The sequence below is a fragment of the Rheinheimera sp. genome, from assembly GCF_037442345.1.
Lineage (GTDB): Bacteria > Pseudomonadota > Gammaproteobacteria > Enterobacterales > Alteromonadaceae > Pararheinheimera.
Window position 1 is genome coordinate 42,219 of the sequence record NZ_JBBIQL010000014.1, and the last position, 25,153, is coordinate 67,371.

General features: G+C 53.4%; 23 protein-coding genes. 1 reads left to right on the forward strand and 22 read right to left on the reverse strand.

The window, feature by feature from the left end; genetic code table 11:
- Window positions 1–19: 19 nt before the first annotated feature.
- The 21 genes from rng to WKJ04_RS10190 all read right to left on the reverse strand — a co-directional run bounded on the left by rng (window position 20) and on the right by WKJ04_RS10190 (window position 22,445).
- Entirely contained in the window at window positions 20–1,492 is a 1,473-nt protein-coding gene (rng, locus tag WKJ04_RS10090) for a ribonuclease G (protein WP_337841470.1), read from the reverse strand.
- A complete protein-coding gene (locus tag WKJ04_RS10095) occupies window positions 1,489–2,052 on the reverse strand; it encodes a Maf family protein (RefSeq protein ID WP_337880313.1) in 564 nt (187 codons plus the stop codon). The genes rng and WKJ04_RS10095 overlap by 4 nt, the downstream gene beginning before the upstream one ends.
- Window positions 2,053–2,060: 8 nt before the next feature.
- Window positions 2,061–2,543 (reverse strand): rod shape-determining protein MreD, encoded by a 483-nt coding sequence (gene mreD, locus WKJ04_RS10100; RefSeq protein WP_337841472.1) that lies wholly within the window; start codon window positions 2,541–2,543, stop codon window positions 2,061–2,063.
- Window positions 2,543–3,430: a rod shape-determining protein MreC gene (gene mreC, locus WKJ04_RS10105; protein ID WP_337880314.1), complete on the reverse strand. Its 888-nt coding sequence runs from the start codon at window positions 3,428–3,430 to the stop codon at window positions 2,543–2,545. Before mreC ends, mreD begins: the two co-directional genes overlap by 1 nt.
- Before the next feature lie 19 nt (window positions 3,431–3,449).
- Complete coding sequence (locus WKJ04_RS10110; RefSeq protein WP_046521342.1) at window positions 3,450–4,493, reverse strand: rod shape-determining protein; 1,044 nt, start codon at window positions 4,491–4,493, stop codon at window positions 3,450–3,452.
- A gap of 228 nt (window positions 4,494–4,721) precedes the next feature.
- Window positions 4,722–9,575 (reverse strand): DUF6701 domain-containing protein, encoded by a 4,854-nt coding sequence (locus tag WKJ04_RS10115; RefSeq protein WP_337880315.1) that lies wholly within the window; start codon window positions 9,573–9,575, stop codon window positions 4,722–4,724.
- A 13-nt stretch (window positions 9,576–9,588) separates the two neighbouring features.
- Entirely contained in the window at window positions 9,589–10,041 is a 453-nt protein-coding gene (locus WKJ04_RS10120; RefSeq protein ID WP_337880316.1) for a hypothetical protein, read from the reverse strand.
- Entirely contained in the window at window positions 10,031–10,855 is an 825-nt protein-coding gene (locus WKJ04_RS10125) for a type II secretion system protein (protein WP_337880317.1), read from the reverse strand. Before WKJ04_RS10125 ends, WKJ04_RS10120 begins: the two co-directional genes overlap by 11 nt.
- Window positions 10,855–11,400 (reverse strand): type II secretion system protein, encoded by a 546-nt coding sequence (locus WKJ04_RS10130; protein WP_337880318.1) that lies wholly within the window; start codon window positions 11,398–11,400, stop codon window positions 10,855–10,857. Before WKJ04_RS10130 ends, WKJ04_RS10125 begins: the two co-directional genes overlap by 1 nt.
- Window positions 11,394–11,918, reverse strand: coding sequence for a type II secretion system protein (locus WKJ04_RS10135; protein ID WP_337880319.1), 525 nt, complete (start codon window positions 11,916–11,918; stop codon window positions 11,394–11,396). Before WKJ04_RS10135 ends, WKJ04_RS10130 begins: the two co-directional genes overlap by 7 nt.
- 24 nt (window positions 11,919–11,942) lie before the next feature.
- Complete coding sequence (locus WKJ04_RS10140) at window positions 11,943–12,512, reverse strand: prepilin-type N-terminal cleavage/methylation domain-containing protein (RefSeq protein ID WP_337880320.1); 570 nt, start codon at window positions 12,510–12,512, stop codon at window positions 11,943–11,945.
- A gap of 30 nt (window positions 12,513–12,542) precedes the next feature.
- Window positions 12,543–13,157, reverse strand: a complete 615-nt coding sequence (locus WKJ04_RS10145; protein ID WP_337880321.1) for a prepilin-type N-terminal cleavage/methylation domain-containing protein — start codon at window positions 13,155–13,157, stop codon at window positions 12,543–12,545.
- Window positions 13,158–13,260: 103 nt separating this feature from the next.
- The gene (locus WKJ04_RS10150; RefSeq protein WP_337880322.1) at window positions 13,261–14,478 is read right to left on the reverse strand and encodes a type II secretion system F family protein; all 1,218 of its coding nucleotides are present in this window, start codon (window positions 14,476–14,478) and stop codon (window positions 13,261–13,263) included.
- A complete protein-coding gene (locus WKJ04_RS10155; RefSeq protein ID WP_337880323.1) occupies window positions 14,478–16,217 on the reverse strand; it encodes a GspE/PulE family protein in 1,740 nt (579 codons plus the stop codon). Before WKJ04_RS10155 ends, WKJ04_RS10150 begins: the two co-directional genes overlap by 1 nt.
- 3 nt (window positions 16,218–16,220) lie before the next feature.
- Entirely contained in the window at window positions 16,221–17,372 is a 1,152-nt protein-coding gene (locus tag WKJ04_RS10160) for a hypothetical protein (protein ID WP_337880324.1), read from the reverse strand.
- Window positions 17,369–18,301: an AAA family ATPase gene (locus WKJ04_RS10165; RefSeq protein WP_337880325.1), complete on the reverse strand. Its 933-nt coding sequence runs from the start codon at window positions 18,299–18,301 to the stop codon at window positions 17,369–17,371. Before WKJ04_RS10165 ends, WKJ04_RS10160 begins: the two co-directional genes overlap by 4 nt.
- Window positions 18,280–19,944, reverse strand: coding sequence for a pilus (MSHA type) biogenesis protein MshL (gene mshL / locus WKJ04_RS10170; protein WP_337880326.1), 1,665 nt, complete (start codon window positions 19,942–19,944; stop codon window positions 18,280–18,282). The genes WKJ04_RS10165 and mshL overlap by 22 nt, the downstream gene beginning before the upstream one ends.
- On the reverse strand, window positions 19,937–20,260 hold the full coding sequence (locus tag WKJ04_RS10175; RefSeq protein WP_337880327.1) for a hypothetical protein: 324 nt from the start codon (window positions 20,258–20,260) through the stop codon (window positions 19,937–19,939). The genes mshL and WKJ04_RS10175 overlap by 8 nt, the downstream gene beginning before the upstream one ends.
- Window positions 20,238–20,888 (reverse strand): hypothetical protein, encoded by a 651-nt coding sequence (locus tag WKJ04_RS10180; protein ID WP_337841487.1) that lies wholly within the window; start codon window positions 20,886–20,888, stop codon window positions 20,238–20,240. Before WKJ04_RS10180 ends, WKJ04_RS10175 begins: the two co-directional genes overlap by 23 nt.
- The gene (locus tag WKJ04_RS10185; RefSeq protein ID WP_337880328.1) at window positions 20,885–21,502 is read right to left on the reverse strand and encodes a PilN domain-containing protein; all 618 of its coding nucleotides are present in this window, start codon (window positions 21,500–21,502) and stop codon (window positions 20,885–20,887) included. Before WKJ04_RS10185 ends, WKJ04_RS10180 begins: the two co-directional genes overlap by 4 nt.
- Window positions 21,486–22,445, reverse strand: a complete 960-nt coding sequence (locus WKJ04_RS10190; protein ID WP_337880329.1) for a hypothetical protein — start codon at window positions 22,443–22,445, stop codon at window positions 21,486–21,488. Before WKJ04_RS10190 ends, WKJ04_RS10185 begins: the two co-directional genes overlap by 17 nt.
- A gap of 111 nt (window positions 22,446–22,556) precedes the next feature.
- Between WKJ04_RS10190 and WKJ04_RS10195 the strand changes: the two genes are divergently transcribed.
- Entirely contained in the window at window positions 22,557–23,462 is a 906-nt protein-coding gene (locus tag WKJ04_RS10195) for a pyridoxal-phosphate dependent enzyme (RefSeq protein WP_337880330.1), read from the forward strand.
- Here the strand turns inward: WKJ04_RS10195 and WKJ04_RS10200 are convergent.
- A complete protein-coding gene (locus tag WKJ04_RS10200; RefSeq protein WP_337880331.1) occupies window positions 23,434–25,068 on the reverse strand; it encodes an EAL domain-containing protein in 1,635 nt (544 codons plus the stop codon). The genes WKJ04_RS10195 and WKJ04_RS10200 overlap by 29 nt on opposite strands.
- Window positions 25,069–25,153 lie beyond the last annotated feature (85 nt).

The following is a 25,153-nucleotide window of genomic DNA, read 5'->3' on the forward strand; positions in this document are numbered from 1 at the left end:
CGGCTCTCTTTGTTCGCTGTTACATCATGACGACGTCAAATTGTTCCTGACTGTACGCCGGTTCAGTCACCAGACTGATCTGTTTGCCAATAAAGACTTCGAGTTCAGCCAGACTGTGAAATTCATCATTGGTCAGCATATCGCGCACTGAAGGCGACACATAGACCATAAACTTGTCGGCCACGTACGCCCGGTTGACCCGCACAATTTCCCGTAAAATTTCAAAACAGACGGTTTCCACCGTTTTCAGGCTGCCACGGCCTTTGCAAACCGGACACTCCCCACAGAGCACATGCTCCAGGCTTTCGCGGGTCCGTTTACGGGTCATTTCCACCAGACCCAGGGCTGAAAAACCATGAATATTGGTTTTGGTTTTATCGCGCCCCAGCGCCACTTCCAGGCTGTGCAGCACCCGTTTCTGGTGCTCTTCGCTTTGCATGTCGATGAAATCAATAATGATAATACCGCCCAGGTTCCGCAGCCTCAATTGCCGTGCTATCGCCTGGGTGGCCTCAATATTGGTGTTAAAAATAGTTTCTTCGAGATTACGGTGGCCAACAAAAGCGCCGGTGTTGACGTCTATGGTGGTCATGGCTTCGGTCTGATCGATCATCAGGTAACCGCCACTTTTCAGCATCACTTTGCGTTCCAGCGCACGCTGAATTTCGTTTTCGACGTCAAACAGGTCAAACACTGGCCGCTCGCCCGGGTAATACTCCAGTTTGTCCGTCATTTGCGGCACAAACTCTTCGGTAAAGCTCAGCAATTGCTGGTAGGTCAGTTTGCTGTCCACCCGTACCCGCTCCAGGTCCGACCCGACAAAATCACGCAAAATACGGTAGGCCAGCGTCAACTCTTCGTACAACATGGTTTCTTTGCGGGCGTTTTTTTTGCGCTTTTGCACCTTGGCCCAGAGTTTTTTCAGAAACTGCGCGTCTTGCACCAGTTCGTCTTCACCGGCCCCTTCCGCCGCGGTCCGTACTATATAACCACCGGAATCATCCAGGCAGGTGCTGACAATGTCTTTTAAGCGCTGCCGTTCGGTTTCGCTGTCAATGCGTTGCGACACGCCGACATGGCCGGAACCCGGCATAAAGACCAGATGACGGCTGGGCAAGGTAATGTCAGTGGTCAGGCGGGCGCCCTTGGTGCCCAGCGGGTCTTTCACGACCTGCACCAGCAGGTATTGGCCTTCATGCACCAGCAGGCGGATATCTTTGACGGCATTGGGTTTGACGGACTCAGGTTCAGCAATGTGCAGTTCACTGGAGATAATGTCGGATGCATGCAAAAAAGCCGCTTTGTCCAGGCCAATATCGACAAAAGCAGCCTGCATGCCTGGCAACACCCGGCTGACTTTGCCCATATAAATATTGCCAACCAACCCATGTTTGGCCTGACGCTCAATATGCACTTCCTGCAGCACACCGTTTTCTATCAGCGCCACCCGGGTTTCACTGGGTGTGACGTTAATCAGTAATTCTGCGCTCATGCAGTCACTCCCTGTTGCGCCAGCAAAGTTTCAGTTTCAAACAAGGGTAACCCAACCACGGCAAAATAGCTGCCGCAAAGCCGGGTGACAAAACGGCCTGCCTTGCCCTGAATGCCATAACCACCGGCTTTGTCGGCCGGCTCACCACTTTGCCAGTACTGCCGTATGTCTTCCTCCGACAAGGCTTTAAACCAGACCTCTGTGGTCACCAGCACTTCGGCAGTGACGGCGCCCGTGCACAAAGCGACCGCGGTACGCACCTGATGCTGACGGCCGGACAACAACTGCATCATGCGCTGAAAATCGGCAAAATCAACGGGTTTTCCCAGCACCTGCCCGTCCACTTCCACTATGGTGTCGGCACCCAGGGTTGGCAAAGGCACGCTTTGGTTGGCATAACCGGCCTGCGCCTTAGCTTTGGCCAGCCGCGTCACGTAAGCTTGTGGGCTTTCATCTGGTTGCTGACTTTCGTCAATATCGCCTTTGACCACCACAAAATTCAGGCCCAACTGGGTTAATAATTCACGCCGGCGCGGCGAGGCAGATGCCAGAGCAATCATGGAATACCTCAGTGGATTTTAAATTGCCGGCGGATACGGCGCAGCAACCAGAACAGCCAGGGCCAGACCAGAGCACCGGTCAGCACGGGCCACAAATACGCTGGGTTAAAGGTGACATCGGTCAGGAAGTGGCTGAGCCAGAATACCAGCAGATGGTTAAAGGCCAGAAACAGTGCAACCACCAGACTTTGTTGCAGTACCGAAAAGTTACGGATTTTCAGATGGTGCGACGAGCAGAAATAAATAATCACCGAATAGGCCAGTGCATTCACCCCCAGCACGGTACCCGCAAGCACGTCCAGCACAAAGCCAGTGACAAAAGCCGTGCCTATAGTGACCCGTAAGGGCAGCGCCAGCGACCAGTACAGCAACACCAGTAAAGGCCAATCGGGTCGGAATAGTTTGACGATAGAATGCAGAGGCACCACGGCCAACACCAGGGCAAACACCAGCGAGGCATAGACCAGATACAAACGGTTGGACTTATCCATCAATGGCCTCCGGCCGCTGCACCAGCCTCAACTTCTGGTGGTGCTATCTGCTGGTCAATTTCAGGTTTGGCTTTAGGCCAGACCAATAACACATAACGGATACGATCCAACTGGGCATAAGGCCGGGCATACACCTGTAAAAACGGCTGTTGGGCGTCTTTGTTAATGCGCACCACTTCGGCCACAGGGTAACCTTCAGGGAAAATACCATCCAGGCCAGAGGTGATCAGTTTGTCGCCTTGCTGAATATCGGCACTGTGTGGCAAATGGATCAGCCGCAGCTGTTCTGACTGGCCCATGCCTTCAGCCACCACATGGTCACCATTGCGTTCAATGCGCATCGAAATAGCATGGGTGGTATCGGAAATCAGTAAAGCACGGCTGCTGGTGGGCCCCACACTGACAATTTGCCCCAGTACGCCTAAATCATCCAACAAAGGTTGTTGGGCCACTACACCGTCGTTACTGCCTTTGTTAATGACGATCTGGTTGCTGAACGGATGGCTGTACACCGCCAGCACTTCGGCCACCAGACGCTTGCTTTCGGTCACAGGCACAGAACCAAGCAAGGAGCGCAGTTTGTCGTTTTCTTGCTGCAGAAACTGAAAACGTTGCACCTGGGTGTTTTGCCGCAACAGGGTTTCGCGCAGTTTCTGGTTTTCTTCCAGTAAGCGCTGGTGTGAGCTGAACTGGGCTGAGGCATCTGACAACAGCGCCTGCGGCAGGTTGGCCACGTAATACAACGGGCTGACCAGCGCCGTTAAATAACTGCGCAGCTGTGTGGAACTGTCAGTAAATTTATCCAGCGCCATCAGCCCGACACTGCACAACACTGCAAAAAACAATCGCAGCGGCAGTGAGGGGCCACGCTCAAAGATAGGTTTCATTCAGAAGCCGCCGGGCTGTTTAGTCGTAACTAAACACATCACCGCCATGCATATCGATCATTTCCAGGGCTTTACCACCACCCCGCGCCACGCAGGTCAGCGGGTCGTCAGCAACCACCACAGGAATACCGGTTTCTTCCATCAGCAGACGGTCTAAATCACGCAATAAGGCACCACCACCGGTCAGCACCATACCACGCTCAGAAATATCTGACGCCAGCTCCGGAGGCGATTGCTCCAGCGCCACCATGACTGCAGACACAATACCAGCCAGTGGCTCCTGCAGCGCTTCCAGAATTTCGTTGCTGGTCATAGTGAAGCTGCGAGGCACCCCTTCAGCCAGGTTACGGCCACGTACTTCAATTTCCAGAATTTCATCGCTTGGGTAGGCTGAACCGATTTCGGTTTTAATACGTTCTGCGGTGGCTTCACCAATCAGGATGCCGTAGTTACGGCGAATGTAGTTGATGATGGCGTCGTCAAACTTGTCACCGCCGATACGCACAGAAGAGGAATACACCACACCGTTTAACGAAATAATGGCAACCTCAGTAGTACCACCACCAATATCCACCACCATCGAACCTGTGGCTTCCGATACCGGTAAACCTGCACCAATGGCGGCGGCCATAGGTTCATCAATCAGGTAGACTTCACGGGCTCCGGCGCCCTGAGCAGACTCACGGATAGCGCGGCGTTCCACCTGGGTAGAACCACAAGGCACACAGACCAGTACCCGTGGGCTTGGGCGTAAGAAGCTGTTGCTGTGGGCTTGTTTGATAAAATGCTGCAGCATTTTTTCAGTCACGTAAAAGTCGGCGATCACGCCGTCTTTCATCGGACGGATGGCTTTGATATTGCCTGGAGTACGACCCAACATACGTTTGGCGGCATGACCTACAGCAGCCACGCTTTTCGGCCCCCCTGTGCGCTCCTGACGAATCGCCACCACAGAAGGTTCATTTAATACAATACCTTGGTCTTTAACGTAAATCAGGGTGTTGGCTGTCCCCAGATCGATAGACAGATCGTTCGAAAACAGGCCACGTAATTTGTTTAACATGGAACAGACTAATCCTTTTAACTAGGTGTGGTGACGCAAAGGCGGTCAAAAAATGCTGCTTATTTTAAGTAACAATTGGCCGGGAACATAGCTTTATCTTTGCTTTTGTCCAAATTAAACCAAAGCCACTGAAAAGCCAATTGTTTCGAAGGATGGACCCTGAAAGTTGTTTAAAGTTTTGTCGGCACCAAAAAAGAATTGGGGTCAGAGTACGACTCTGACCCCACATTAGTTCAGCTGTTCCTGCCAGTAGATTTGCCGTTTATTGCCACGGTAGCGGCCAACGCTGATTTCGCTGGACGGATCGTCTTCAACCGCGGTGCCAGACTCCGTCTGCCAGTTGTATTTCAGCCAAATTGGTGCTGTGTAAAATACCGGCCAGACACCTGTGTTGTTGGCCGGCACATTGACACGGAAACCTTGCGTCCAGTTTGGGTTGGTTATCGGGTTCTGATTGGAGTAATCAATGCTCTGCCCTGCGTTCAGGTTATGTGCTGTACCGGACGCCGTGAGCGTGGCGCCTGAACTGTCAAAACTCAGCGCTGTTGCATTGATTGCTGTGCAGTGATCGTCTGTATTGCTGACAAAAGCCGAGCCATTCCAATACTCACTGCCAAGCCAGACCGGTACCGCAGTGGACCCTGATGTTGCCGCATCAGCAACATTACCGCCCCTTAACACCAACCGGCCAAATCTCAGGTTGAGCGGGCTGCCTGCTGCAGCTGCACCTATTGCCATAGTAGATGCCAAGCCCCTGTTATCCACCTCAGTCTGTACTGACAAGCCAAGCTGCAACAAGGTCAACGGGCCATCCGGCACCAGGCTGCTTTGTTTGGTAAAACTCAGGTTCGTTTGTGACCAGGACCAGACACCATCCCGCCAGCTTGCGGCAGAATAGCCCGCCAGGCGGCCGGACAAGTCTGTGCTTGTGCCGCCATTGGCCGCTCTGAGTTGTATAACAGCAGTACCTGCATAGGACTTATTGGCAAGGTTGTTGTAATTAGTCAGCACTGTGCTGCCATTGGTCGCCACTGCACGCAGTTCTGCACTGGCGCTTATTGCAGGTTGTGACATATAACTGAAACTACCTGCGCTGCAGCTGTTTGCACTGACCGAGGACTGCAACACAAAACGGTCCGGATAAAAGCGGCCAACCAATACAGCAGGGCTGGCTGAAGCCGTGTCGCCGGCTCCCAAATAATCATTGTCACTGATTTTGCCACTCAAGTTGATAGACCCAGCCTGCAGCCAACTGACTTCCGTATTCTCAAAACGTCCTGCTACACCGCTGACCGCGGTAAAACCTGCGGCACTCAGCTGAACATCCGGGTTTGGTGTGCAAGGGCTGGTTCCTGTTTGGCAATTGGTACCTGAGATGGTGGGGTAAGCCAGTGTATTTTGCAGCCCCAGCCGCTCCGGTGTTATCTCCTTGCCAAAATTCGGTGTACGGTTGCCTTCCCTGTTCTGCACATCAAGCTGCACCCTGAAAATTTGCCCGGCCGGAACAAAACCAGTTCCGGTTTCAGTGGTTCCAGGGTTACTGCTGCCATCCGGACGCTGTACTGCGGTGACTGCAATGCGGTCAGGTTTCACCACAAAGGCATTGGACTCCTGACTCAGACTGAGGGCAGGCTCATTACCGGACGCCGCCAGGTCCAGCTGGGCATACAATTTCAGTTGCCCGACATCGCTGTACTTAATTTCAAACTCAGTTTCTGCACTGCTGTTAAAAATGCGGGTCTGACTGCTGTATTGGGTCACGGCCGAGGACGGATTGGCAGCGACGGCACTGCCGTCCAGTGTAAAGCTCTGACCGGTAATACAGCTGGTTGGGTTGACACATTGATAGGCAAACTTCACGGCGCTGGACGGCGTCACTCTGGCCACACAAGCACCGGTATTGGTATCGGTACGAACAACCTGCAGCTTCACTTTGCTGGGGCTGGTAAGCCCTGCAACCTGATTTGGGATAGTACTGAAACGCAGGCCAGTATTCTGAAAGCTCATGCTGCATGCTGCATCTGTCGCACTGCCCTCTTTACAGACGGCTGCAGCGTTGGTCAATGCCACGCTGGCCGACGTCACACTGACGACAGAATCACCGCTGCTGGTTTTACTCAGGTACTTTGTCGCCTGCCCGTTACTTAATGTCACCTGATTGCCCCCCACCCAAGACGCTCCATTGGTCGCGGCTAAGGTCACTGTCATGGCGCCACTGAATAACGTGGAGCAGGTCGCGTCCGCACAGGCTTTCACTGTGACCGCTGAAGATTCACAGGTCAGGCCCTGAGGCGGATAACTCAGTTCAATATGATGCACGCTGGGGCCGCCAATTTGCACCGGAGCTGAGGCTTTTACCGTACACACCTGCACGTTGGTAATTTCATGGATATTGGTGTTATCGCCAGTCGACCCGGTGTAAGACAGGAGTAAATCCTGAGGCGGTGCCGGTTGACCCAGGCTCAACAAATTGGACGAGGTTAACAAAGTGGAAAAGCTGCTGCTGCCGGCCTGGCGGCGCTCCAGTTTAAACGACACCGTCTGCGGGTTCGTGCCCCGTGAATCCAGGGTAATGCGGTACCTGTCGCCACGCCCCAAAGAGCTGCCGCTGACCCACAAGCCAGGGCTCAGGCTTCCTGTCCCCCCAATCCAGCCGTAATTGGTACTGGCCGCTGCCCGCACCCCAATTGCGTTTGCAGTTGCATACGAATTGCCACCGGAGCGTCCCTCAGACTGCTGGGAGAAATTACCAAATTCATCAAAACCTATACCCAACCAACCACCGGCAAAGCCACTCTGGCTGGGATTGACATTGGTGCGCTGTGCATACCCCAAACTGCCGCCATAACTGCCGGGTACCGGTGTTACGGTAGCGTCGGATAACACCAGCCCTATCCCATCAGCCCCATTACCACCATAGGCATAATGATCAAACTGGATCTCCAGCTTATTATTCAGGGCCGGGAAGCTGCGCTTAAACGTAATGGACGTTGCCTGCCTTGTCAGGTTTTCTGTCAGCCTTAACCGGCTTGGGCTGGTCTTTAGCGAAGGCGGCGTGCTGTTACGTTGAGTCAGGTACCAATTGGTATCGTTGACAAAGGTTTCGGTAAAACATTCATTGGTACAACTGGCCGCCTGCTCATACATGGTTTTCACGTCAGCAGAGGTAGGTTCGTAATTAAAAAATCTGACCTCGTCAATCTGACCCCGGATCCCATAGTCCCCGCCCGGCAACGCACCAATAGACAATCCGGTATTGCCATCGTTCGGTGTGTTCTGGCTGCTGCTACTGCCAATGCTGGAGTTGGGCGTATCAGTCACCAGCACATTGTTGACATACAGCCGCATTCGTCTGTTGGTTTTGCTGTAGCTGAACGCAATGTGTTGCCATTGACCGTTAAAGATAGTGGTGCCGCTGGTTTCCACATATCGCAGGTTTTCATTTTGCATTCTGACTGCAAACCTTAAGCTGCCGGACGAAGTCCGGACCAGTTCAAAGCGGCCTTCGTCTTCTTCCTCCACCCCCTCTTCATCACCATAGGCCATAATCACCTGGCGGCCGGAGGACGGCTGCGCCGAGGCAGTCATTCGGAGCCAAAGCGTAAAACCAAAGTTATCCGCATCGTGGAAATAGGCGTTGCGATCAATAAAAACATGCGGATTGTTCGAGGAAGACGAGCCGCGCTGAAAATCCCCGTAACTGCAGGATGCAGGTGAAGGCGTCAGCACAGCCACCTCGGCACCATTGATGGCTCGCCCATGCCGGCCATCGGTTGATGAGTCTTTGACCTCGGCTGCAGTACCATTCCACAAAGTTTCATCGAAACGCCAGTACGCATTGCGGGTGACAGTCGCCACACCGCCGCAGGCATACCGCGGCTCATCCAGAGGAATACAGGAGCCTGTTACCTGACTGCTGCCATTGACATACACTTTGTCGTAATCCGGGGTAATCAAATCACCGAAAACAGTCGAGTCATTCACTTCAATCCGGCCAGAGACGGAAGTAACCAGTACAGGCGAGGTGTCTGAACCCAGGGTACTGTTGTTAATAGTGACAGTACTGGCACTGGTAATGGAACCACTGGTCATGGTGACATTATTCACCACAGCGGGGTTGGCAGACGTCATGGTGTAATCGCCGGAAATAGTGCCACCTGTAATGCTGATACCCGACTTCACCGTAGCGCCACCAGCCAGATTGGTATTATTCGTGGTTAAAGTACAGCAAGGGCTATAAATCAGCCCTGTGACCGAACCACCAGTCAGATCCAGCGACCCATTGGTGCTGGTCAGGTTAGCCATAAACACATCGTTATTTGCAGTAATAGCATTATTGATGCTGACGTTGCCTTTGTAGGTGCTGTTGGCGGTATTTAAGCCCCCGTTGGTTACAGTTACAGTGCCATTAAAGGTTGTACCATTGCTGGTGAGAGAGGCGCCAAAACTGACCGCATTGACACTGCTGCCATTGGTGATGGAGCCGGAACCGGAAGTCGTGATGGACCCAGTCACACCGCTGGCACTTAACGACACTGTGCCGGACGATGCCAGGTTGCCGCTGACGCTGACACTGGTCAGTGTCACTGCGCCATAATCCCCCTGAGCTGACCCGGTCAGGTTCAGGTTAGTCAGGCTGAGAGCAGCATTGGTGCTGATAGTTCCCGTTACTGCGGCTCTGGCAGCCGAACTGGTTCCCAGCACGGTAATACCACCACTGCTGTTCTGAATATTGCCGAACACAGCGGAACTACCATTGACCTGAATGGCACCATAACTGGCCTGCAGATTAATACGGTTGCCCGAAGTGCCCACTGAGTTGTTGTTCAGGCTGATACCGGCATTGGCACTGATAGTGACACTGGAACCTGAAGTTCGCAACAAATCACCACTGGCAAAACTTACCTGGCCATTGCAGCTAAAAACCCCGTTGCTGTGTGACCAGCTACCGCTGCAACTGCCGCTGCTGTTCAGCGCTGACAGGCTGCCATTGTTATTGAAATTCAGGGTAGCGGCCTGACTTTGCGTCGTCAGCATCAACACCAGCAACAAGAAAATAATCAGCCAACCCTGATGTTTCATAATTCCTGCCTCACTACTGCCAGACTTCGATGCTGAGGGTACGTTCGCTGACCACAGTTCCCGCCGAACAGGTCCCCACACTGGTTAACTGGTAATACACCACAGCAGTGGCTGTCGCGTTTTCCCGGCCTGAAATACAGCTCAGGCTGTAGCTGCAGCCAGGCAATTGCATGCTGGCCGGACTGCTTTGCACTGGTGCAGTGGCCGACAGCTGAGAGCCTGTCATACCGCAATAGCTTGAGGTACTGTTCACCGGGAATAACTGGACCAGCCCTTGCTCCAGCCCCGTTTGAGCCGCAAAAAAAGCGCGGGTACCCAGCACTTCATAGCTGATAGCGGCAGCACTGCTTTGCAGAAAACGGGAGAGTGCGGCCACCAGCAACCCCATAATCACGATCACGAAAATAGCCACAATCAGGCTGCTGCCCTGTTGTTTGCTTACACCAGAGATTTGCTCAGGGGACATTAGGAATATGGATCTCCTGATTAAACACCAACTCGTCATTTTGTGCCGAAACAAAAGCCAGCCGCATCTGAACTACGGCATTTCGGGTCAGCACTACGCTGTTGTTATAGCTAAAAGGTGCTACCGAATTCCTGTTGTAAAAGCCATTACTGGCTGTGCTCAGGTTGGCAGCCATCGGCATCCCTGCCCCTAAAGCGGCTGCCGTGGCCGCAGAGCTGACCAAAGCAGTGCGCTGATACCGGTGCAATTCAGTGCCCCGTACACAATAGACCACGGGCGCGGTAAAAAAGTACATGCGCTGACTGGCAGAAGACAAAGCTGTCACAGGTGCCGTGAAATTCACTGTGACCGACGGATTGGGCGGGGTGTAACTGGCAAATGAAAGACCAGCTCCGGTAGAAACCACTTTGCCTCTGTTGTAAATGTCGGCCTGTGCGTCCAATGGATACACCGTCATAAACAAGGTAGGTGGGGGGCTCGGAAACAAAGCCCCCCAACCGGCAGGGCTGAACAGGCTGGTGGTCCCCGAGTTCAGACTGCTGCTGTAACGCCCGGCTTTCACCAAAGGCGCAAACTCGATGCAGTAACCGTTATCTGACACCCTCACACTGTTTGGTACCACATTTCGCAGTTCGCGGGTTAAACGCTCGACAGCAAAGCGGCTTTTGCTCAACAGCTCTTCTCTGTCGGCCGCATCGGCATACATTCTCGCCCCGGTGCCCAGATAACTGAAGGTTGCTGCCGATACGATACCCAGCAGCACCACCACAAAAATCAGCTCAAGCAGGGTAAAACCAGCGCTTTGTTTTCCCATCACCAATTCCCTCTGTAGGCGGAAAACTGGATAGGCACACCATTAGGGGTGGTAACAGTCACCACTATACGTTTTAGCGGAGCTGTGGCTGCAGTAGAGCTGCTGCCATTCAATTCGGCGCAATTCACTGCTATCGACGCGTTGTAACCCAAATACAGGCTGGTTAACGCCAAAGCAGCACTACTGCCAACAATATCGCTGCCACTAAGGGTCAAGCCATGAAAATCGTCTACGTCGTCAAAAGCAGCCCTGAGCTCGGATTCCGGCCCTAAGGCAGTACAACTGGTGCAGCTGGTGCTGTTTTCACCACAGCGAAACTGACCACCGGCACGGTCGGAGTTTTCATCAAAGGAACGGGCCATAATTTCATTCAGCAAGCTTTGTCCCAGCTCAGCAGCCCGCACCTGCTGCCAGGGCTCAGCCGATTGCTTATACAAAGGTGCGAGTACACCGGTGATCACCACCAGTGCTGTCGCCAGCACAATAATGCCGAGAATAATTTCAATCAGAGTGAAGCCGGAGTGGCGGCGCTGGTATGTCAGCATGGATGAATATAGCCTTCCGCCTGAATACAAACTGCCAGATTTAAAGCGCCCGACAAGACCAGCCTTAAGCCATTGGACAACTGCACTCCGGGTGAAGCATCAGTGACTGGCCGGCCCAGTGCATTAAACCGAAAACGATAAGGCAGGCTTTGCACAGTGCCGGCACTGACCGCATTGTATAGCTGCAAGGAGACGGCACCGCTGCTTACCAGCACAAACTGATCAGCCGCATTGACCTGTTGGCTTGAAAACGCAGAAGTTGCAGTACAGGGGTTCGTGGCAGCTGACCCCAGTTGTTTGGCCGTCACCAGTACCTGCTGGCAAAAAGAAGCACTGGTTTGCTGCATGGCTCTGTTTTGGATCAGACGCAATGCAGCCATCAGTTGGTCTTGTGCAGCGCGCTCTTCGACATCGGCCTTACCGCCAAAACGCGGTAAAGCCGTAACAGCCAAAATGGCCAGCACTACAGTGACAATAATCAGTTCAATTAAGGTGAACCCCGAAGCCCGGCTTCGCATACCCTCACCTTAATCCCCTGTTAATTAACTACAGGTTGGCTCAACCACAACTGTTGGGCGCACTGTCGCAGAAGTTGCCGCAGTGTAAGTCACCCGGCAGGTTGCACCGGCAGCACGTAAGTCTTGCAGGTTGTTACCTAAAATTGCTGTGCCCGTTGTGACAGTTAAGGCTGGAGTTAAAGCAGCGCCAGACGTGTTGTCATGCACTACAATGCCACCATCCAATGCAGCCACAGCCGTCAAAGCCGCAACACTGGCAGCTGGAGCACCAAACACTACATTGACGCTGCCTGCTGCACAAGTCGCAGGGTTAGCAGCCAGTTCAGCAGTAGTGGCCTCACGCACTGAATTAGTTGCAGTGACAAAACAAGACAATGGCGCTGTATTTTGGCCGGCAATAATGGCCTTGCCTTCCACCAGGCTGACTGCGGCACGCAGACTGCCTTCGATACCACGTAATACAGATACTTTGGCATCACCCTGGAAATTCAAAAAGCGCGGCGCTGCCGTCACGGCCAGAATACCCAGGATCACAATGACAATAATCAGTTCCACCAGTGTGAAACCTTGTTGAGCTTTATTGATAGTTTTCATACTTCTTCTACCTCTGATTAACTAAAACCGTTATGCCTTGTTTTTAAATACTGTCACGGCCCCGGTGGCCGGATTGTAAATAAAGCCGTTTAATAAGTTGGTATCACCCGCAGCAGGAATCGCCGACAAACCATTGGTCTGGTAGTAATAGCACTGACTGGAATCAACCTGTACAAAGAGGCTGGCTCCCGCCAAATTGGCCACAGTGACTGTTCCGCCAGCGTTTTGAGCCACCGAAGTTGGCGCATTTTGCATAATCAGATTCAGCACATTGCGGCATTGATCATGATCCATGCTGCCGATACGGCTGTCCGCTCTTGGAGTGCCCGTAGGGAAACCAGCGACCACCCCTGTGCCAGATGCCGCATTGACTGCCACCTGCACACCATCCACAGTCACAAAAGTGCCATTGGGCGATAAAGTGCCACCGTTATCAAAGTTACCATTGGGGCGAGCTGCCACTTCCCACTGGCCACGCACCAGGCCGACCGCAGAGGCGAAACCGCCGGCAATACCGTCGATAGACGCATCTTCCGCCTGTTCGGTCACATTTAAAAAACGTGGCAGCGCCGTCACCGCCAACAAGCCCAGAATGATCACTACGATGATAATTTCGATAATAGTGAAACCACTTTGACGTTTCATCTTTTTCACTTCACACCCCTAGGTTATAAATTTATGGTTTTTGCGCATTCTAACTGGTCTTTGTGACCAAAGTTATAAATCTTTCAATTCAATTGCAACTTTTCTAACCTTTTTTATAAGCGTTCATCATGTCCCACATGGGCGTAAAGATCCCCAGCGCCAAAACCAGCACCATGGCGGCCACAATACAGATCAGCACTGGCTCAATTTTGGCCGTCAGACCTTTTAAATCATACGCCACTTCCCGCTCATAAAAACTGGCCACTTCGCTAAGCATGTCATCGACCTGGCCAGTTTCTTCTCCCACCGCCAGCATCTGCAACACCAGCGGCGTAAACAGCTCACTTTGCACCGACACCCGCAATAAGCTTTCGCCGCGTTCAATGTTTTTGCGCATCTCACGGATTTTGTCGGCCATATAATCATTGTCCACGGCTTCCGACACCAGGGTTAACGCCGAGGTCAGTGGTACACCTGCCCTGAGCATCATGGCAAAACTACGACTGAAACGGCCTAAGGTGGCCCGTTTGACAATGGAGCCCATCAGTGGCAGCCGCAGTTTCCAGTAACTCCACTGATAACTGCCCTGAGCACTGGCCAAATAAAGTTTCAGTGCCCACACCGAGCCTGCCAGCGCAGCCAGCATCAGCTCCCAGTAATTTAGAAACATATCGGAGCTGGCCAGCAGCAAGCGGGTGGCCCAGGGCAGTTCAGTGCCAAAGCGGGCAAACATAGCTGCAAACTGCGGGATCACCAGAATATTCATCAGCACCATAGCTACGACGATGGCGAATAACACAAAACTTGGGTAACGGGTGGCCTGCTTAATCTGTTTGCGGGTTTCCAGCTCCTGCTCGAAATAACCGGCTAATTGCAAAAAAGCTTCATCCAGCCGGCCGGTGTTTTCCCCTACGTGCACCAGCGACACCACCAGGCGACTGAACATCTTCGGGTGCAGCGCCATAGCTGCAGACAGAGTCCGGCCTTTTTCCAGCTGCTCGGCCAAATCGAATAACACCTTATTCAGGGCTTTCGAACTGGTGCTTTCGGCCAGGCCAACTATGGCACGAATAATGGGAATGCCGGCTTTGGTCAGCGAATACATCTGGCGGGCAAATACAATCAAATCGGCCAGACTGACCCGCTGCCAGGGCCAGACAAAGGCGGCTTTTTCTGGCTCTTCCTGCTGCAACTGGATGCGGACAGGAATTTGGCTGCGTCTGAGCAACAGATCCGCCGCCGCCGCTTCGCTGCCTGCTTCCAGAGTGCCGCTGACAGACTGGCCTTGCCGGTCCCGCGCTGTGTAGCTGTAAGTCGCCATCAGTCAGCCTGCAGCCTGTTCACAGCAAGCCCATCATCCAGTTCCAGGTATTCGGACACTTTAATCACTTCTTCCAGACTGGTCAGGCCCGCCAGGGCATACTCCAGCGCCATGTCCCCCAAAGGTTTAAATCCTTCGTTGGCACGGGCCGCCTGCGCAAAGCCATCCAGATCCTGACGCCGCAATGCATCCGCCAGCTCGCGGTTCATCACCAGCAGTTCAAACACCCCAATCCGGCCTGAATAGCCGGTGTGATTGCAGCTCTGACACCCCTCACCGCGCCAGAATTGTTGGCTGGCAGCAATAGTTTTGTGCGCCAGCCAGCTCAGCTCAGCGGCATCCGGCAGGTACGGCTTTTTGCAATGAGGACACAAACGCCGCACCAGGCGCTGCGCCAGAATGGCGCGCAGTGCACTGGCTACCAAATAATCCGCCGCCCCCATATCAATCAGACGCAGTGTGCTGCTGACAGCGTCATTGGTGTGTAAGGTCGACAACACCAGGTGGCCTGTTAAAGCGCCACGCAAACCAATTTCGGCCGTTTCATGGTCACGCATCTCACCGACCATAATAATGTCCGGGTCTTGCCGCAGGCTGGTTCGGAGAACATGGCTGAACGTCAGGCCAATTTTGTGGTTTACCTGCACCTGGTTGATGCGGGGCAGGCGGTATTCCACCGGATCTTCCACTGTAATAATTTTATTGCCGGACTGATTCAGTTCGCTGAGCATGCCATACAGGCTGGTGGTTTTTCCCGAGCCTGTGGGCCCTGTCACCAGGATCATGCCATGTGGTGTTTTCAGAATACGCCGCAGCCTTTTCAGTAACGGCTCCGGCATACCGGTTTGTTCCAGTGTCAGCAGACCGGCCGACTGGTCCAGCAAACGCATCACCACCGACTCACCGTATTGCACCGGCATCGTCGACATCCGCACGTCGATGGTGCGACCTTTGATTTTGATCTGAAAACGGCCGTCCTGTGGCAAACGTTTTTCCGAAATATCCAGCTGTGCCATCAGTTTCAGCCGCAGTACCAGCGCTGGCACAATGGACACTTCTTTTAACACATTTTCCTGCAACACACCGTCGACCCGCTGGCGGATCCGCAACAGTTTTTCGTCCGGTTCAATATGAATATCAGACGCCCGCACCTGCACTGCGTCTTCAAAAATCGACTGCAGTAATTTGACAATGGTGTTGTCACTGTCTGTGGGGTCGTTCAGTGCGCCAAAATCCAGCTCTTCCGTTTCGGAGTATTCCTGTTTCAGCTGGGTGGCAAAACTTTCTATCTCTTTGGTTCGGCGATACAAACGGTCAAAGGCGCTGATCAGCTGCGTTTCCGGCACTATCGCAATGGCGATATTTTTGGGTGCCAGCATAGGGGCTATCTGGTCCAGCACCGACAAATCCGCCGGGTCACTCATCCCTAACAGCACTTCATTGCCTCGATCTTCCAGCACCAAGGCACGGAAACGGCGGGCGTGCACTTCAGGCAACAAGGCCACGGCTTTCGGGTCAATCTGGCGCTGGCGGATATCCAGCAAGTCCACTTTCAGTTGCTGTGCCAGAAACCGCAGCAGCTGATCTTCAGACAGAAACTGCAGGTCTATCAGACTGCTGCCCAGCTTACGGCCTGTCTTTTGCTGTTGTGCCAAAGCCTGCTGCAGTTGGGCTTCACTAATGATGCCTTCGTGAACCAGTAAATCGCCCAAGCGCATTTTGAGTTTGGGTTTAAGCATCTGTTACTCCAGTTCCGCAATGCGGCTACGGACAAAGTTCAGGCTGTCTGCCGCCAGGTTCTGCCCCTGTTTTTCGGCCTGACGGTACGCCAGCAATGCTTGTTCCGGTTGAGCCATTGCATCAAAACTCAGTGCCATGCCCAGCCACCAGCGCGCCTGCTGCGGCTGTAAACGGGCCAGCTGCTGAAACAGACTGACCGCCTGGGCATGCTGACCGGTTTTCTGCAGTGCCGTGGCTTTCAGCGCATAAAAATCCGGGTAAAGGCTGAACTCAGGCTCTGTGTTTAACAAACGGATGACGTCTGGCCACCGCTGTTGCCTGACCGCAAGAGCGGCCAGCGCCATCGCCAGCGCCGGATCAGTGACGCCCCGTTCCAGCCCCTGCTGCAGTGCCTGCTCAGCTGCGGCGAAATTCGCCTGCAATTGCCAGAGCCTGGCCTGTTGTAAATAAGCTTCGGCCTCTGTCGGCAACACTGTGCTGGCTTTTTGCCACAGCTGCAGGGCCAGTGCAGTCTGGCCTGCACTTTCAGCTTTCCGGGCCTGCTGACTCAACAGCGCCAGCTGCTCCGCCGGGCTTAACTGCACTTTTTCAATGGCAAGGTGGGTGCTTTTTGCAGCGGGTTCAGGAGCCAACGCTGGCTCCTGCAGCCAATCAGAATGAGGTTCGTCCTGCTCAGTAGCCACAGTCTCAACTGCTGCCACCTGTTGCTCAGCCTCAGCAGGGGCTGCGGCCAGCGGCGCAGGTTCTGGCATCGCAGGCGGCTCTTGCGTTGCACCTCTGGCAACTGCCGCAGACTGAGGCTCTGCAGCCAAAGGCTCCGTCAGGGTTGGCGCCGTATTTTCTGCCTGAACGGTTTGGACCTCCGCAGGCTTCGCAACAGGTTGTTGCTGCAGGGGCTCTGGTGTTGCAGCCACTCCAGGCAAAGGGCTTAACTGAGCAGGCGGCGTTTGCTGGTCAGCCACGACAGGCAGGGCTTTGGTGGCCTCGTCGCGAGAAAACCAAGCCTGGCCCCACCAGCCCGCCAGCAACGCCAGCGGAATAATCAACCAGGGCAACCAGTTTATTCGTGTGCTGTTTTGCAGGACAAGCGGGCTATGGCCGCGTTCCTGTTGCTGCTTGTCTAAATCACGCAGCATTTTATTGATCACACTCATAACCAGCCCGCCCACCTGACATAAGCCGCAGCCCCAGCCATGGCCCCTGCCAACAGCAGCGGCAGCAGCCAGCGTTTTTTGTGACCCGGACTCAGTTGTACATCTTCAGTGTCTTTGGCGGCATAACGCAGATGACTGCCGCTGATTTGAAATTTATGCTCGCCAAACGCCAGCATCAGGCCTTTGTGGCACAGTACATTGACCAGCCTCGGCACCCCTCTGCTGTAACGCCATAACGCCTTGAGCGCCGAATCAGCAAATAAAGGTTGCATTACACCTGCAATTTCCAGCCGGGCCCGGACATAAGCCCGTACTTCCTCAAACGACATACCACGTAAATGGTAAGAAAAACTGACCCTTTGCCTGAGCTGACGGAATTTGTGGCTGGCCAGGCGTTCATCCAGCTCTGGCTGGCCGAACAGCACCACCTGCAGCAGTTTGCGCTGCTCCGTTTCCAGATTGGTCAACAGCCGCAGCGCTTCCAGCGTGTCGTCCGGCAGCGCCTGGGCTTCATCTATTACCAGTATGGCTCTTTTGTCCTGACCGGCCAGCATCATCAGATGCCGCTGCAGCAGTTGCCCCAGCTGCTGATGATCAATATTGTCTGAGTGTTTTAAACCCAGTTCACAGGCGACTGCCCAACGCAGTTCGGACGGTGACAGGTAGGGATCCGGAATGTAGGCAATCACCCAGTCGGGCTGGGCCTCATTCAGCAGTTTGCGGCATAACATGGTTTTCCCAGTGCCTACTTCCCCTGTGACTTTGATAAAACCTTCACCGGCCTGCAGCGCTGTGGTCAGTACCTGCAAGGCCTCGTGGTGCTGCGGCAGGTCCACGTAAAAAGCGGTATTCGGCGTTAAACCAAAGGGACTTTGCTGCAGACCAAAATGCTTCAGATACAACATGGTCAGTTCTTCTTCGGATACCACTGGTCGATCAGCTCGGCAGATTGTTGCACCTGCTGCTGCATCACACCTGAGCTGACCACAGTGGGTTTGATCAGAATGATCAGTTCTTTTTTGCGTTCTACTTTGCTGACCCGGCTAAACAGTTTACCCACCACAGGCACAGACCCCAGAACAGGCACTTTAGATTCGGAATCTGTGATGGTCGACTGCATCAGGCCGCCAATCACGACAATCTCACCATTGCGGGCTTTGATAATGGTGTCGGACTCCCGCACATTGGTCTGGGCAAAATCCACCTGAATATCCTGGCCAGAATCATCCCGGCCTATGGAACGCGGCAGTTCAGTGGTTTCACTGACAGAAGGGTGCACATGCAGAATGACGTCATTGTTCGGGCTGATCTGCGGAGTGACATCCAGGGCTATGCCCGAGAAGATAGCCGAATACTCAGCCGTGGCCTGCTGCACTGTGCTGCTGGAGCTCCCTGTGGAGGCAAAACCCGGGTTGACCCCGACGGCAAAATAGGCGTCAGTGCCAACTTTGATCACCGCTTTCTGGTTATTAATGGCCGTGACTCTGGGGCTGGACAGCACCTGGGCATTGCCCTGACTTTCCAGCAGTTCAATGACACCGCTAAAATCCGGGCCACTGAAATCAATGCCGGTACGGCCACTGGCCGTTGATGCCGAGCTGCTGACCACTCCAAAGCCTGACGTGCTGAAATTAAAGTCGGTATTGCCGATGGAGCCAGCAATTTCAGACCAGTTAATGCCTTGCTGGTAGTCGTCATTCAGCGTCACTTCGACAATTTTGGCTTCCAGCACCACCTGACGCTGCAGGCTTTGTTCGGTTTGCCCCAGATAGGCTTTGACGGCGGCAATTTCAGCCGGCATTGCCCGTACCGTGACCAGACCAGCCTGAGGGCTAATCACCACAGCCCGGTTCTGACCTGAACCAATAATGCCGGTAATGGCCTCTTTTAAATCTTTCCAGAAATCGGTTTTATTGGAGCTTTGAATCGAGCTGCCAGCAGTCTGGCCAAATTGTGATTGGCTGCTGTATTCACTGCCATTATCAGTTTGCTGTGATTGAGATGACCGACTGTATCCGTTATTGCTGCCGTTATTGTTGCCTTCCGCAGCAGAAATACCGCCTGCGGTGACCTGCAACGACGAGTTACCGGAGCGTTGCATCAGCAGATAATTCACCGCTATGGTTTCAGTCCGCAAGCCCCCTGGCATCACTTTGTAAATCTGGCCGACCTGTTCAATATGAAAACCATAGAGTTGTTCAACCACCGCAAAAGCTTCCTGCAGTGTCACCTGTTTCAAATCCAGTGTGATCTGGCCTTTCACTGCGGGGTGCAACGCCACACTGTAGTCCGTGTCGGCCACCAGCGAGGTAAAAAAGTCGCTGACATCCACATTGGCCGCAGCCACATTAAAACGCGGTAACACCGGAGCGGCCATCTGCATGGGACTGGTCATCGCCAGTAAATCCTCAGTCACGCTGTCTGGCACCGCCGCAGTTTGTTTCGCTGCAGGAGCCGCTGCTTTGGCCAGCTCTGCACTGGCTTCCCTGGCAACCTTGCTTTGCTCCAGCCCCTGGCATCCCAGTAAGCTCAGACAACTTAACGTGATCACTAAGCTTGTTTGTTTAATCATTGGTTTTCATCGTTTTAAACAGCTGTAAAATTTTTTGCTCTGACCCCTGACGCAACACCACCTGTTGTGGCTCAATGGCCTGCACTTTCCATTCGCCCAGACTGTCGCCCTGGCGCAGCGTCTGACCGTTAATCAGGGCTATCGGCTTGCCCTGCACTGTTCTGATCAGGCTCAGTTTCAGCTCCGGACCCGCCTGGGCTGCCTCAACCGGCGCTTCGGTCGTTGTGCTCAGCCTCAGCTCGGGTTCTGTCGGGTCTGGCAAGGCCTGAACCAGAACACTGCAGCACAGCAGACTAAAGCTTAATATAACTTTCATTGTCACTTACCGTTAACAGGTCCAGAGTTAGTTCTGCATTGGGATAGTCGGTCACTTTATACTCCAGCTGCTGCCAGCCCAGGGACCAGGGCAACTGATCCAACCGGCGCAGTACTTCAGTTAAAGCCGGGTAGGTTCCTGCCAGCACCACCACAGTAGAATGACGATACACTACAGCTTTTTGCTCAGACGCGGAATCCGCAAAGGTCAGCGGCACCGGAGGCGTCACTTTAACCTGTTTCACAACGACCTCGTCACTGCTTTTTAATACGTCCTGCAGCACCACCGCCATTCGCTCTGAACCAATAAAATAGCTGGTCAGCGCTGAAATGCGCTGCTGAAGCTGCAGTTCTTCCTGCTCAAGCTGCTGGATCTTTTCTCTTAAACTCAGGTCAGGATCAACCCCTTCCTGCTGAGTCAGGGTCTGGATTAACTGTTGATTCGCATTGAACTGGCTGGTCAGGCTCTGTACCTGCTGCTGATCTTTCCACTGCTGCTCCAGACCGGGCAGCAGCCACTGCAACAGAAACAGCCACAGACATAACAACACCGCACCATAAAGGGTGATTAATTTTTCTCTCGGCTTCAGCGCCCTGAATTTTTCCTGCCACAACAGCCATTGATTCATGGTGCATCCCCTGCTGTGGTTTCTGCTGCTGTGGCTTTTTCTGACTGCACCACAAAAGACAGAACCTGACTTTGATGTTGTTCAAGCTCGAACTGGGCAAAACTCTGGCCTTTAAAAAACGCATTCTGCCCCAGTTGATTCAGCCAATAAGGCAATAGATCCGCCTTCAGCACATAGCCTTTAAAGGTACTGCGTTGTGCCGACAGCTTAAAGGACGTCAGCCAGAATCCCTGCGGATCAATCTGCGCCAGATAATCAAACACAGGCCCATATTTTACTGCGGTCTTTTTTTGCTCGTTCTGAACAAAGTTCAGCAGTTTATTTTTCTGAGCCAGCATCTGACTCAGTTCACTGTGCTGTTTTACCAGTAAAGGGGACGGTGTTTTCGCCTGCAGCCTGGTGCGCAGTTGCTCAATCTGACTTTGTTGTGCCGCGGTTTTCTGCTGCATCGCCGCCAGTTCTTCAGTGAGCGACGCCGCACGGTAATCCAGCACCAGCCCCAGCAGTGTCAGTACCAGCACCAGACTGAGCACAATCTGCAGCACCAGTTTCAGGCTGACTTTCTCCCGTTCCGGTTGTATCGCCTGGGTATAGAGGTTAAGGCGTAACTTCATCTGACGCCTCCACAGCGGCCATCACAGGTTCTACCGCCCCCGCCAGCGCCTGACCATAGCGCTCAAAATCATCCGCGCTGATCCTCAGTTGCAGGGCATCAGCAGTGACACTGAACACCTGAGTAAAGCCATTCTGAATAAAGAGCTGCACTATCTGCTGCTGGTGAGGCCCACTGAGCCACAGCCCTATTTCCCTCACCGGAACCTGTTTTAACTGGCCTTCGAAAAAATCGATAGAGCGTTGTAACTCAAGTAACAAATTGTCAAACAGCCCTTGTTGCAATTCATCGGGGCTGAATTGATCCAGCCGGTTAAAACCCCGCAAACGCCGGGAGAAATACAGGCTGCCATTTTGAATGATCTGCACGCTGAGGTCCTGCCCTGGCTGGTGACAAACCAGCATGACCGCATGGCTCTTTTTGGGCAATAAATTACGCGCCAGCCATTCTTCGGGCTGAATACCTTTAAGCTTGAGTTTGTTTTGCACAAACAAAGCCACCAGTTCCTTTAACCAGCTTTTTGAGCTGACCACGACATTCACTTTGGCGCTTTGCAATTGGTTTTGCAGTGGCAGGTCCAGATAATCCACCACCAGGTCATCATCGGGCAAAGCCACTAAATCTTTGATAGTCCAAGGTAAAGCCAGCATCAGCTCTTCAGGTGGCACCGGAGGTTTATCAATCTGCAGCACCATATAACGTTCAGGCGGGATCACTAAAGTGCAGTCACAATGAGCGGGTAGTTTTTCGGCCAGCTGCCGAAAGGTCTGAGCCAGTTGGGCAGGCCCCGTCACGGCAAAGCTATAGTACTGAGGGTTCAGCCATTGCCCGGCCAGGTGTTGCACCACAGCGACTTTTAGTTGTTGGGGTGACCAGTGAACGCCGGCATAATAGCCAGCTGGCTTCTTTTTAAGGTTCAGGCGTTCCAACCAGGCTGCTAACATAAATGCAAATACTACCCTTCACTTAATCCAGTTATTGCAACGCTACGTTATCACAGAAACGATAAAAATGATAAAAATATTCATCAACTCCTGTAACACCGAGGCTATTGTATGGTGTTAACCACAGAATGGCAGCTTTTATCTCATCCGGTACTGAGCAGATTTCAGCATGAGCTCTGGGTTTGTCAACTGAATAGCCCAGATCCGCACGTTTCTGGGAATAAAGCACTCAAACTAAAATACCCACTGCAGCAGGCACTCAAAGAAAAAAAGGCCGGGATCCTGACGCCTGGCGGCGCATTTTCCAATCATCTGGTGGCCACAGCAGCCGCCTGTGCTCAGTTGGGTCTGTCCAGTGTCGGGCTGGTCCGGACTGACCAGCTGGACCAGCACAACCCAAGCCTGAAACTCTGCCTGCAGCTGGGCATGCAGCTGATTGCTGTCAGCCGCGAAAGCTACCGTCAACGCGACACCCCGGAATGGCAACAGCACTGGCAGCAGCAGTTTTCGGATTTTCTCTGGGTGCCAGAGGGAGGGACCTGTGACGCCGCAGTGCGGGCCGTCAGTGAGTTTCCTTTGGGGCAAACCCCGGCAGGCCAGGCGGACTGGCTGATCAGTGCAGTCGGCAGCGGTGGAACTTTGGCGGGTTTAATTCGTGGTGCAGGCCCGGCCTCAGTAGTGGGTATTCAGGTGGTCAAGGATTCAGGGCTCAGGGATAAGATCAGCCGTTTGGCCGGGAACGTCACCAACCACTGGCAACTGCAGCAGGCGTTACACTTGCCTGGTTATGGTAAAACCGACCGAAAATTATGGGATTTTTGCTGCGGGATCAAAGAACAAGGGATCATGCTTGAACCCATCTACACCGGCAAAGCCCTGTACAGCCTGTTACAGCTGATTGAACAGGGCCAACTCAGTGTGGGGCGGCGCCTCAGTTTTTTCCATACCGGTGGTTTACAAGGCCTGGCAGGGCTGGCCTATTGCGGTCTTATTCCATCAACTGATTCTGGGCAATGATGCGGGCCAGCGGCTGACTGAAATAGTAACCCTGGGCCCCGGCAACCCCGAGTTTTTTCAGGCAATACCATTCGGCTTCGCTCTCCACGGCCGTTGCGATGACCAGGGTATCGGTGCCACTGCTGCTGGCCAGCAAGCCCCGCACAAACAACTGCTGCTCCAGCTGCTGGTCAATATGCCTGACCACAGCCGGATGGATTTTCAGCATGCTGATTGGCAGCTCATCACTGTAAGGCGCCGGCGTCAGGCTCAGGCCTACATGATCAACAACTAACGCAAAGCCCCAGCGCTGCAATTGCAACAGCCTTGGTTTCAGTTGCCGGTAGTGCTGATGCAGATGATGTTCATGAAACTCCAGTGCTATTAAATCCACCGGTAACAGCCGTTGTTGCACCTGGTCCTCCAGCCAGCGCCACCAGCTGTTGTCCAACACTGACGCAACGGCAATATTGACGCTGCAGCGCCGCCCCTGATAGCTCTGGCGCTCACGGATACAGACCACTGCCACCTGGGCAAGCACAAACTGATCGATAGCTGCTGTCAAACCACAGTTGGCCGCCATGGGCAGAAAAACCCCGGCAGGCAGTTTGTCGCCATCACTGCTTTGTAACCTGACCAGCACCTCATGCTGCAGCACATCTTCATCCTGCCAGGAGAACACAGGTTGAAAACTCAATAAAAAGCGTTTGTCCCGCAGTGCATTGTTCAGCTCAGTGCGCCACCAGACAGAACCTTTGATTTTTGGCTTTTGCGGATCGATAAAACCATAAGCCGCATTGGGTCCTTGCAGCTGAGCGGTTTTCAGTGCCATATCCGCTTCCGATAACAACTGATAACTGCTTTGACCTTGTTCATACAATACAAATCCGACATGGATCAGATCAAAATCCTGCAACTCACTGAAACAATTGGCCTGACTCAGCACCAGCGCCAGCCGATCGCCGAAAGCCTCAGCTTCTTTACCTTGCATACCTGGGATCAGCAGTGCCAGATCATTGTCGGCCATCCGGGCTATCACCATTTGTGGCCAGACCGAACAGAGCTCGGTCAGCAAATCAATGCAGCTGCGTAATCTTGGTAACTTCACTGTGCTGAGCAGTACGGCTTCCGGATGGCTGATTTGTAATAAAAACAGGGCTCCGGAAGCAGGTTCAGCACTATCGGTCAGGTAATGCTGCAGCCGGCTTTCAAAATACAGCCGGTTGCCAACCGCCAGCTCGTGATCCACCAGACCTTGCACCCGCACCAACTGGCGGGTTTCTGCATCGCGTTTTTGCCAGTTTTTCAGCTTCAGTGTGGCGCGCTGCAACTGGGCAGCTACAGGCACAGCGTCCTGATAGTCCATTTCCAGCTGATTCAGCAAGGCCCTGGCCTGGATTTCCGTTTGCTGCCAGAGCTGTAATTGTTCACGCATAAAAGGTTGCCACCACAGCCACCAGGCCGTAATCAGCACAAAAGGAAGATTCAGACAAAGTGCCAGCGGGAGATAGCGGTCTGGCATGGCCGGTGCTGCAACCATCAGCAAAGCGTTTAGCGACAACAACGCGCCCAAAAACAAGATGATTTGCCAGCGCTGCTTGCGTTTAAGTAATTCAAAAAGTCCCATGGCCAGCTCCTGCGTCGCTATCCGTTTGCCTGCCCGACAGTTTAGTTAAGTGTTAACCAGGAGCTGCTGTATTGCTTAAGTTTTT